An 11,118-nucleotide genomic window follows, 5' to 3' on the forward strand; every position below is an offset into this window, starting at 1 on the left:
TTCAAAGGAATCTGTAAGGATTCCTGCTCTATGCACACGAATGTGTGCGTTAGCGCTAATCAGTGAGTGGCAAATACTTTTGACACTCACGTCATGTAATGATTTAATCACGTTGCAAGTTTCAGGAAGAATCCGGATTGCTTCAATGCCGGTCTTAATGCCATATAAACTGAAACTGAAACAATGAGTGATATGACTGCATTTATGATCGTTGAAACAAAATTGATCTTAAGAGAAAGATCAGCTGCTGGTTTTCCAAGGATCAGAATCTTGTACCAGTATCCGATGATAGGATCGGCAAAAATATTAAAAATGAGACCGGCGGCTGCAGCAGCGATGGCAAAACGAAGAATATGCTTAGGATCGTTGCTTTTGGTGATGCCTCCTATTTTATGTGCAACGAAACCGGTAATGATTCCGATGATGAACTTGCAGATAAGAGTTTTCGGAACAAGAGGTGCATATACAGGATCAAAGAAATCTCCGATGCTCATTCCGACAGCACCTGCAATTCCTCCCAAAGGACCTCCGATTATAAGGGATGCAAGTACAACAACCGCATTACCGAGATGGATAGAAGTCATGTCGCCACCCACAGGGATTTTTATCTGTAGAAATGTAAAAACCACATAGGACAGGGCTGCGAACAGAGCAGCAAGTGAAAGTTTGTAAGTATTATCGTGATTCATAGTGTCTCCTCCCCCGTTTGGAATATCATGTGAATGAAAAAATATTGACAGTCACTCATTAGCATTAATGTACATATTCATGCACAGTGTGCTGCACGTCATCAGATTCGATTTCCGAATGATATTCCGTTGGATTTTTATTTGTGTAATGCATTATACGAATATTCTGGAGGTATGAGAATTACCAATTTCTAAAAATTATATATGACCAGTTTGATGTATTCATTTGTGTCCTCAGTTTCTTAAAAAGATGTGATAGGCTATAATGGTATGACACATACCGCATGATTTATGTCAGATTCCTTTAGTAATCTGACATGTAGCGCCGGATCTTGCGAAGTGACTTTTACGGACGGTGTCCCCGGCAGCGCTCAGTGCGGAATGATTCAATGTCGACTTTTGACACTCACGTCATTTATATGGAGAAAAGAAATGAGTCTTTGTTTTGTGTTTGGAGCAAGCGGTTCCGGAAAAACAGAATATATCCTTCAGTATTTTCTGAAGCAAGCACCTGAAGATCTCAGAAAGAAATGGTTTCTGATTGTTCCTGAACAGGATACTCTTGCGATGCAGAAAAAAATCACAGGACATATTTTGAATAAAGGAAACGGTATTTTAAATATCGATGTATTAAGCTTCAACAGACTTGCTTATCGTGTTTTTGAAGAACTTGGTATAAAGATAAGTGACATGTCCATCATTGATGACATGGGAAAGGTCATGATACTCAGGGCTATCACAGAAAAGATAAAGGATAAGCTGAGACTTTATCAGAGAGAGCTCAATAAAGCCGGATTCCTGGCAGAATTGAAATCCCAGATTTCCGAGTTTTATCAGTATCGTATCACACCGGAGATGATAGACCTGGCAGGAGAGCATGCAGGCTCCATTTATACTCAAAACAAGCTACATGACTTATCTCTTATATATGAAGAGTTTCAGAGTTATATGACGGAACATGGATATATGACGCAGGAGGAACTTCTGGATAAGCTGTACAGAAGTATGCCTGATTCAAAACTGTTGCAAGGGGCAGTAGTGGCATTTGACGGGTTCACAGGATTTACTCCTGTTCAGCTCAATATATTGGAAGAAATTCTCCCTTCAGCAGCAGAAACACTTATAACCTGTGATGTAAGTATTGATGCAAGAGATTCCGTATACGATGAGCGTGGGCCTGAAGACCTCTTCTATCTGACAAGACAGACAGTAAAAAAACTGACTGTAATGGCTAAAAGACTTGATGTGGAAGTGGTGCCTGAGATTGATGTGAACCGTTATGACGCGCGTTCGGGAGAGAAAAGAAAAGCAGAAAGACCTGCACACAGATTTGATACTCCCCGGGGGCGTGCACTTGATGTTATTGAACGCCGGATCTATAGATATGCAAACAGAAGTCCGGAGAAGCTTCATGCAGGAGATGCACTGACCATTTGGGAAGCTTCAGATTTAAGACAGGAGGTCGAAGCCATAGCTGCCGAGATAGAAGCCATGGTCAGAAGCGGACATATGAGATATCAGGATATAGGAATAATATTCACCAATCCTGAAAGCTATAGAGACATTGTTTATAAGGTATTTTCAGAAGCCCGCATCCCGTATTTCTTTGATGATCCCGGAAAGCTTATCGATTCACCTTATGCGGCTATACTGTGCGCTGCGTTGGACACGATAGATCAGAATTTTTCGTTTGATTCGGTCATAAGGTATCTTAGATCTGTTCCTAAGACAGATCCTGTTGAAGAACATGAAATTGATCTCATGGATAATTTCCTTCGAAAAACCGGTATCCGCGGAATCACAAGATATGACAATGTCTGGACCGAAAAAGACGGAACCGAAAGCGCGATGGAATCTTTGAGAAAGAAGCTTTTCCTGCCGCTGCTGAATTTATATGGGAAGATAAAAACCAAAAGTACCAATGTTTCCGATAAGATTAATGCAGTTAAAGAATTTATGACAGAAATACTTGCAGAAAAATATGTAGTGCAATTATCGGAAAGATTAAGAGAGAACGGTGATCAGAACCGGGCGGAATCCATTATGGAGAGCATCGATGCGGTGGTAGAAGTTCTTGACCGGATGGCAAGACTGTTGGGAGACACTGCCATAAATGAAAGTGACTTTCAGGATATCCTTGAAGCCGGTTTAAGTGAGGCATCTGTACGCGTGATTCCAGCAACCATAGATCAGGTTGTCATAGGAGATCTTACAAGATCGAGATTTTCCAATCCATTGGCGTTTTTTGTTGCCGGTCTTACATCAACAGAGGTCCCCAAGGCTGAAAGTGATCATAAGATAATCACTGACAGGGACAGAAAGCTCTTTGAAGGGCTTGGCGTTGAACTTGCACCCGACCGTACTGAGGAAGCCCTTATACAGAGATTCTATATTTACAGAGCACTTTTAAATCCTTCAGAAAGGCTTATACTCAGTTACCCTGTGAAGGGCAGAGACGGAAAGGGAGTTAAGGCTTCAAGTCTTATCGGAGACATAAAGAATATGTTCACGGGACTGAACGTTATAAAACTTCGTGGAAAGAGACTGAACATTTTCACACCTAAGGAAGCAGTTCGATTTGTTGCCTCAGCGCTGCCTGAAACTGTTTGTCAGCCGGTGACAGAGGGTAAAGAATACGAGCAGATACTCAGATACCTGAGCGTTTTATATAAGGATGAAACATATAAATCCGACATTCTGGATATCATATCGGCGGCATTTACACATTATGCCGAAAAGGATCTTGATGAAGAACTTGCGAAAGAACTGTATGGAGATATGATCACAGGTTCCATAACCAGACTTGAAAAGTACAGTCAGTGTGCCTATGCTCATTTTCTTCAGTATGGTCTTTTGCTTAAAGAGAGAGATACCTTTGAGGTACAGATGTTTGATATCGGTAACCTATACCATGCTGCAATAGAAAGAAGTTTCAGGGAAACATTCAGACAGAATAAAAAACTGGAAGAACTAAGCCCTGAGGAAATCAGTAAATTGTCAGAGGAAAGTGTCAGAGAATCGGCAGAAGCCTACAATCATGGAATGCTTTTTGACACAGCCAGAAATCAGTATCTGATACATAAAGCCGGAAGCATTACCGGACTTACATTATGGGCGCTTTCGGAACAGTTGAGACGCGGAGAATTCTTTGTTGACGGAATGGAGAAAAGTTTCCGGTATATCCGTAATGGAATGATGCTTAAGGGAAGGATTGACCGTGTTGATATAGCTCAGGATGAGGATCATGTTTATGTAAAGATAATTGACTATAAGTCGGGAAGAACCGTATTCGACCTTGCCAAAGTGTACAATGGTCTGCAATTACAGCTTGTTACATACATGAGTTATGCACTAAAGGATTATCAGAACAGATATCAGAAGAAGCAAGTTATCCCGGCTGCGATGCTGTATTACAGGATCAAGTCACCGGTTCTTGATTATAAAAAGAACAGAGCTCCGGAGGAGGCAGAGAAGGAGTTTTTAAAAGAACTTAAGGTGGACGGTCTTGTGAATACAGAGCTTGATATAGTGAAGAAGCTGGACAGAGACATTGTAAAGGAATCCGAAGTTATACCTGTATCCATAAAGGGTGGCGAAGTTGATGCAAGCAAGAAGTATGTTGTCAACACAAGGCAATTCGAGGCTCTCGGAGATTATGTGGACAGTATGATGCAGAAGTTCGGTTCGGAAATCAAATGCGGAAGGATATCCATTGCACCAATGGAATTTGGCAAGGATGACAATGCATGCAGATTTTGCCCGTATCACAGTGTTTGCAAATTCGACGGACGAATCGACGGCTACAGATACAGAAAACAGATAATGATGAAACCGGAGGAAATATGGAAAAAGATTATACCGGAGGAACCTCAAGATGAAGTGGACGGATGATCAGCAAAAGGTCATATCACATAAAGAAGGAAATCTGCTGGTGGCGGCTGCAGCAGGATCAGGAAAGACCGCAGTGCTGGTAGAGCATGTGATCTCAAGAATCACTGATAAAGCGGATCCCGTATCGCTGGATGACATGGTCATCATGACATTTACTGATGCAGCTGCGCAGGAAATGCGTGAACGTATCAAGATGGCCATTGATGAACAGCTCAGCCTGCATCCGGATGATGCAGGACTTATACGTGAAGCGGGTAACATCCAGAATGCCAATATCTCTACCATAGACTCTTTCTGCAAGAGGTTAATCACGGAAAACTATGCTGTCATAGATCTGGATCCGGGATTCAGAATAGGCGACAGTGGTGAACTTAAGCTTCTGAAGAGTGACATCATAGCAGATCTTCTGGAGGAACATTACGCAGAGGAAAATAACTATGATTTTTTGAATTTTGTAGATACCTTTGCCAGTGGGCAGGCTGATGGAGGCATTGAAGAACTTATTCTGCGTCTTCATGAGCACGCGGAGGCCAACCCGTGGCCTATGGAGTATCTTGACAGATGCCTGGATGATGAGGGAGAGGAGGGATGGAAGAAGTTCTATCTCAGCAGCCTGCTTTCCAGAGTTTCCGATGATGCAGATTCGATGGAATATGCTCTTTCTCTTTGTGAAGATCCGGACGGACCTGATGTCTATATAGATGAATTTACCGCCAATCTTGAGGCGATTGACAGAGTTAAGGAGGCTAAGTCTCTTTCTGAACTGTCTCAGTCTATAAAGGAGATAAATTACGGAAGGTTAAAGCCCTCTAAAGCTTGTCTGAAAGACAAGGCAAAAAATATCAGAGACGCGGTTAAGAAGGATTTGAAGGCTATAGACGAGAGCCTTATAATCCTTGACAAACAAACAGAGAAGAACATGGAAGAAGGTATTCATGCCGGAATAAGAGTCCTGATCAGTCTCACGAAAGAATTTATTGAAAGATTTCAAGAACAGAAAGCAAGAAGACATATGCTTGATTTTGGTGATCTTGAACACAAGGCATTGGAGATACTTTATGTTACAGATGAGGACGGCACAAGACATTTTTCGGCTATAGCGGATGACTATGCCAGGCATTACAGAGAGATACTTGTGGATGAATATCAGGATTCCAACTATGTTCAGGAGGAACTGATCTCGGCATTGTCAGCTCAAAGGTTCGGACGGCCGGATGTATTTCAGGTCGGTGATGTTAAGCAGTCCATCTACAGCTTTCGTCAGGCACGACCGGATCTTTTCCTGGCCAAGTATAATGATATAAACTATCCGACTATTGAACTCAGTCAGAATTTCAGAAGCAGAAATGAAGTGATAAGTGCTGCAAATGATGTTTTCAAAAGTGTAATGACTGCAGCAGTAGGCGGCATAGACTACACGGAAAAGGCAGCTCTACATTATGGATTTAACGGAGCACCTTATTCAAAACAGCTTGAGAAGGAATATGAGACGGAGCTCCTTTTGATGGAGAATGATCAGGATCTGTCACGGGAACTCTTTGACGGAGAAGATCTCGGCAAGGAAGAGGCGGAAGCACGCATGATCGCTGCAAGGATACATGAGCTTCATGACAGAGAGGAACAGACTCCATACAGAGACATTGTTATCCTCACCAGATCTCCGGGATCGTGGGCAGATACCATAGTGGATGTTCTGAATGAAGAGGGGATACCTGCATACTGTACCAGTAATGAAGGCTATTTCAATACTGTGGAGGTAGAGACCATACTTGCAATGCTGGATGTAATTGATAATCCTCAGCAGGACATACCGATAGCAGCAATCATGCATTCAGCAATCTATGATTTCAGCGATGAAGAGATGGCCGAAATAGTTGCGGCAAGAGGAACACTTAGACCCCTGACTGAAGTTTACGTGGAAAGTGCCACGGATTCTGTGGAAAAGCATCAGGACAATGCGGCGGAAATCTACGGAATTTACAGGAGAAGCGCAGAAAATCCGGATGAAACGGGCGAAAAGGAGTGGAAATCTTTAAGAGATGATCTTGCTGACAAGCTGCTCGATTTTTATTGTGATATAGAGAAGTACCGACAGATGTCCAGGTATCTGTCCATTCATGAACTTTTGTACAGAATTTATGATGATACGGGATACTATAACTATGTTACAGCCATGCCGTCCGGCAGCAGACGCAAAGCAAACCTTGACGCACTGGTGGACATGGCGCTTTCATTTGAAAGTACATCATATAAGGGACTGTTTGATTACATACGGTATATAGAAAAGCTCAAGAAATACGATAATGATCAGGGTGAAGCGTCGATTTATTCAGATCAGGATGATCTTGTCAGAATCATGTCCATACATAAATCAAAAGGATTACAGTTTCCGGTTGTTTTTCTGTCCGGAATGGGACGTAATTTCAACAGGCAGGATCTGAATGCGAAGATACTTGTGGATTCTGAGTATGGCATAGGCTGCAATTATGTTGATCTTGTAAACAAGGTCCGTATACCATCACTTAAGAGAGCGGCTATAAGGGAAAAACTTGAAACTGATCAGCTTGGAGAGGAACTTCGCATACTCTATGTTGGTATGACAAGAGCAGTTCACAAGCTTATACTTACTGCTTCTTCAAATAATGTTGAAAAACTTCTTGAAAAATATGCTGACGGAAGTACAGAAGTCACTACCACAAGCATTAAGGGGGCTTCATGTTATCTCGACTGGATCCTCATGGCTGAAGGACGACTGAAGCTTGAGGGGACAGGAAAAGCCAGAGAGGAAAATGCTCCTATTGCATTAAAAATGTATTCTTTATCGGATATCCATAGAATGATGACTGATAGGGAAGATAGTCTCATGGAGCAGCAGAAATCTTTGGTACGTCAGATAGCTGATGTAGATATAACAACACCTTTGTATAAGGAAGTTCTCGACAGATTTTCTTTTGCTTATGCTCATGAGGCTGCGACAGGCTTATATCCAAAACATTCGGTTTCGGAACTTAAGCAGGCAGAAATAGAAAAACTTGAATTGGATAAAAAACCTAATGAGATTATGCCATGGAATATTTCGATTGATATTTCTGATGATGAGATAGCTGCCCACCCGAATAAATCCTTCTCATTTCCGCCCTCTGCCTGTAACAGTGAAAAAACCGGAGCTGATGTTGGTGATGCATACCATCATGCCTTTGAAAGATATGATTATAGTGATGACCCCATAAATTTCATGGATCAGCTTCGTTCAAAACTTAATGAAGCTGAACTAAAACTTATAAGGGAGGACCGTTTCAAAGCATTCCTTGACGGTGATCTGGCAGGGAGATTCAGGCTTGCAGACAGCAAGGGGCTTCTTTTCCGTGAAAGTCATTTTATGCTTAGTCTTCCTCATAATGAACTATTTGAAAGCAGTGGTATTACAGAAGGAATATTGCTGCAGGGTATCATTGATGCTTATTTCATCGAAGATGATGAAATCGTGCTGGTTGATTATAAGACCGATCGCGTACGTGAATCCGTGATTCTTGTTGAACGATACAGAAAGCAGCTGGAGTTATATGCACGTGCACTTGAATCAATAACCGGGAAACGGGTAAAGGAGAAACTTATTTATTCGGTTATGCTTGAAGAAACAATTGCATTGTAATAATCATATGATGTAAGGGGCAAATACTATTTGTACTCACGTCATAATATACTGAGGTATCTATCTTGAGAGAAATCAGGATCACAAAAGGTTAGATGGTAGCCCCGCACAAGTCTGGAGATTCAAAAAGCTGAACAGAAAGGAATGAATGCGAACATTCATATCCATCTGTTCAGCTTTTATGGTTGAAATGTTAAAAAGCACTTTTGACCGGGCTATGCTATAAGTATAGATTACATTAAAATGTGTATGACGCAGTATGGTCAGCGGAAAACAGATATAATGGGAATTGGTACAGTTTTGTATGAGCATCTGCGAAATAAAGAAAATCTATTATCAATAGCGAATGCGGATCAGGCATCAGGCTGAGCCTCGTCATTTTTTGCGATAATGATCTCCTGAGCATATGGAAGTGTTTCAATCCAGTCACAGAAGGTGTGCCACTCCTGAAGTTTATGATTCTTGCGTGCAAAATAAATGTTGATAAGAGTCTCATAATTGAGAGTGACCGTTCTCATCTGGTTATATGACTCGGGAATCATCTGAATAAGATCATACCAATCATCTTTGTTCTTGCCGTTCTCCATATAACGCTGGCGGATTTTCTCAATCTCGCCGATATAGTCCTTCATGATCTTTTCTGCATCAGGTGTAAGGTGATCGTGAGAGAAGTCATCATATTCGATAGGCTTGCTATGGATCTTGTGCATGGTTGAAGTAGAGTTTGCTACAGTCGCCACCTTATATGTGTCGTATTCCTTCCACCAGTAAATTGGCGCAGTGATATCGCAGCATACCATAATCATACGTACATACTTACGATGATCTGAACCTGCTACACGAAGACGCTTTGCAAGAGAAAGGTCGTTCGGCCCGAGAATATAATTTCCGTTCTCATCATAAGAACTGTCTGAACGTGCCCATGAGTTAAGAGGATTTCTGGCACCTCTCATGGCGTTTTCAAGATTCATAACTGAAGTTCTCTCGATTTTTATCATAAATACCTCGCTGTTCTTTTGATTTTCGGGATTCGAAAGAATCCTGATTTCTTTAGGTAAAATAATTATGATTTGAAGTGACTGAATGAATCAGCATCCCTTAAAACCCTCTCCCATTGTAACAGGATAATGCCTTGTTTTCTATGGAAAATTGCCTTGCATATTTATTAAAAACACAAATTATATTTAAAGGCGAAACGATTGTCTGAGATTTGTCAATGCAAAAGATTTACAAAAAACATGGTTAATATTTTATCAATATATTGCAACATGGTGTTGTTTTGTACAAAAACTGATGATATAATGTTTGAGAACGTTAAAAAAATAACGATTTACCGAACCATGAAATTCGATTCGGCAAGTTGATATCAATTGAGTTAAAAGGAGATGTCATTATGGCTAGATTTTGTTTACCAAGAGATTTGTATCATGGAAAAGGATCATTAGCAGAGCTCAAGAACTTCAAGGGCAAAAGAGCTATGATCTGCGTTGGTGGTGGATCAATGAAGAAGTTCGGTTTCCTTCAGAGAGCAGAGGATTATTTAAAGGAAGCAGGCTTTGAGGTTGAGGTCTTCGAAGGTATCGAGTCAGATCCTTCTGTTGAGACTGTTATGAGAGGTGCAGAGGCTATGGCTAAGTTCCAGCCTGATTGGATCGTTGCCATCGGTGGAGGATCACCTATTGATGCAGCAAAGGCTATGTGGATCAAGTATGAGTATCCTGATTGCACATTTGAAGACATGTGTAAGGTATTCGGTATTCCTGAGCTTCGTCACAAGGCTCATTTCTGCGCTGTATCTTCAACATCAGGAACAGCTACAGAGGTTACTGCATTCTCTATCATCACAAACTATGCAGATGGCGTAAAGTATCCTATAGCTGATTTCGAGATCACACCTGATGTTGCTATTGTTGATCCTGATCTTGCAGAAACTATGCCTAAGAAACTTGTTGCACATACAGGTATGGATGCTATGACACATGCAGTAGAGGCTTATGTATCTACAGCAAACTGTGATTATACAGATCCTCTTGCTATACACGCTATTGAGATGATTCAGGAGCATCTTGTTAAGTCCTATAACGAGGACATGACTTCACGAGATGCTATGCACAATGCACAGTGTCTTGCAGGTATGGCATTCTCCAATGCACTTCTTGGTATCGTTCATTCAATGGCTCATAAGACAGGTGCCGCTTTTGCAGATTACGGTGCGCATATCATTCACGGTGCTGCAAATGCCATGTATCTTCCCAAGGTTATCGCATTCAATGCCAAGGATGAGACAGCAAAGAAGAGATATGGTGTCATCGCGGATTATATGCATCTTGGCGGTTCTAATGATGACGAGAAGGTTGCACTTCTTATCAAGTATCTCCGTAAGATGAATGATGACATGAATATTCCTCATTGCATCAAGAATTATGGCAAGGATTCTTATCCTACAGAGCAGGGCTTTGTTCCTGAAGAAGTTTTCCTTGAGAGACTTCCTAAGATTGCTGAGCTTGCAATCGCTGATGCATGCACAGGATCAAATCCTCGTCAGCCGTCACAGGAAGAGATGGAGAAGCTCCTTAAGTGCTGCTATTATGACACTGAGGTAGATTTCTGATTATAATTTCATTAATTAAGTTTTATGACATATTTTTAATCCCCCTTAAGAATATGACAGGAGTGTCAGATTTATTTGATGATTGCTTATCACACAGGCACATTTGTGCGTAGTGTGACGCAGAATAACATGATGTGAATTAATTTACTCCTAAAATTAAGCAATACAGCAAAAGAAGCCGTCCATTTGGCGGCTTTTTTGCTGTGCAAAACGACTACGTTATTCGTGTTCGGGCGGGTCATAAAGTCTCAAATCAACGTGCAAGCACGTGATTT

At 41.3% G+C, this 11,118-nt stretch carries 5 protein-coding genes; 3 read left to right on the forward strand and 2 right to left on the reverse strand.

Annotated features, from left to right (window positions below):
* Positions 1–107: 107 nt before the first annotated feature.
* The gene (locus BM294_RS15100; protein ID WP_091209862.1) at positions 108–689 is read right to left on the reverse strand and encodes an ECF transporter S component; all 582 of its coding nucleotides are present in this window, start codon (positions 687–689) and stop codon (positions 108–110) included.
* Between the two features lie 432 nt (positions 690–1,121).
* On the opposite strand from BM294_RS15100, the gene BM294_RS15105 reads away from it, so the two are divergent.
* Positions 1,122–4,580: a PD-(D/E)XK nuclease family protein gene (locus BM294_RS15105; RefSeq protein ID WP_175494726.1), complete on the forward strand. Its 3,459-nt coding sequence runs from the start codon at positions 1,122–1,124 to the stop codon at positions 4,578–4,580.
* The gene (addA, locus tag BM294_RS15110) at positions 4,564–8,232 is read left to right on the forward strand and encodes a helicase-exonuclease AddAB subunit AddA (protein ID WP_091209866.1); all 3,669 of its coding nucleotides are present in this window, start codon (positions 4,564–4,566) and stop codon (positions 8,230–8,232) included. Before BM294_RS15105 ends, addA begins: the two co-directional genes overlap by 17 nt.
* A 353-nt stretch (positions 8,233–8,585) precedes the next feature.
* Here the strand turns inward: addA and BM294_RS15115 are convergent, their stop codons facing one another.
* A complete protein-coding gene (locus BM294_RS15115; protein WP_091209868.1) occupies positions 8,586–9,230 on the reverse strand; it encodes a hypothetical protein in 645 nt (214 codons plus the stop codon).
* A gap of 395 nt (positions 9,231–9,625) precedes the next feature.
* Between BM294_RS15115 and BM294_RS15120 the strand changes: the two genes are divergently transcribed.
* Positions 9,626–10,843 (forward strand): iron-containing alcohol dehydrogenase, encoded by a 1,218-nt coding sequence (locus BM294_RS15120; protein ID WP_091209870.1) that lies wholly within the window; start codon positions 9,626–9,628, stop codon positions 10,841–10,843.
* Positions 10,844–11,118 lie beyond the last annotated feature (275 nt).

It is taken from the genome of Oribacterium sp. WCC10, assembly GCF_900113415.1.
In the GTDB taxonomy this organism is placed as follows: domain Bacteria; phylum Bacillota; class Clostridia; order Lachnospirales; family Lachnospiraceae; genus Oribacterium.

Coding starts and splice junctions, on each gene's coding strand:
- BM294_RS15115 (WP_091209868.1), bottom strand. CDS start 9,230: ATGATAAAAATCGAGAGAACTTCAGTTATGAATCTTGAAAACGCCATG.
- BM294_RS15120 (WP_091209870.1), top strand. CDS start 9,626: ATGGCTAGATTTTGTTTACCAAGAGATTTGTATCATGGAAAAGGATCA.
- BM294_RS15100 (WP_091209862.1), bottom strand. CDS start 689: ATGAATCACGATAATACTTACAAACTTTCACTTGCTGCTCTGTTCGCA.
- addA (WP_091209866.1), top strand. CDS start 4,564: ATGAAGTGGACGGATGATCAGCAAAAGGTCATATCACATAAAGAAGGA.
- BM294_RS15105 (WP_175494726.1), top strand. CDS start 1,122: ATGAGTCTTTGTTTTGTGTTTGGAGCAAGCGGTTCCGGAAAAACAGAA.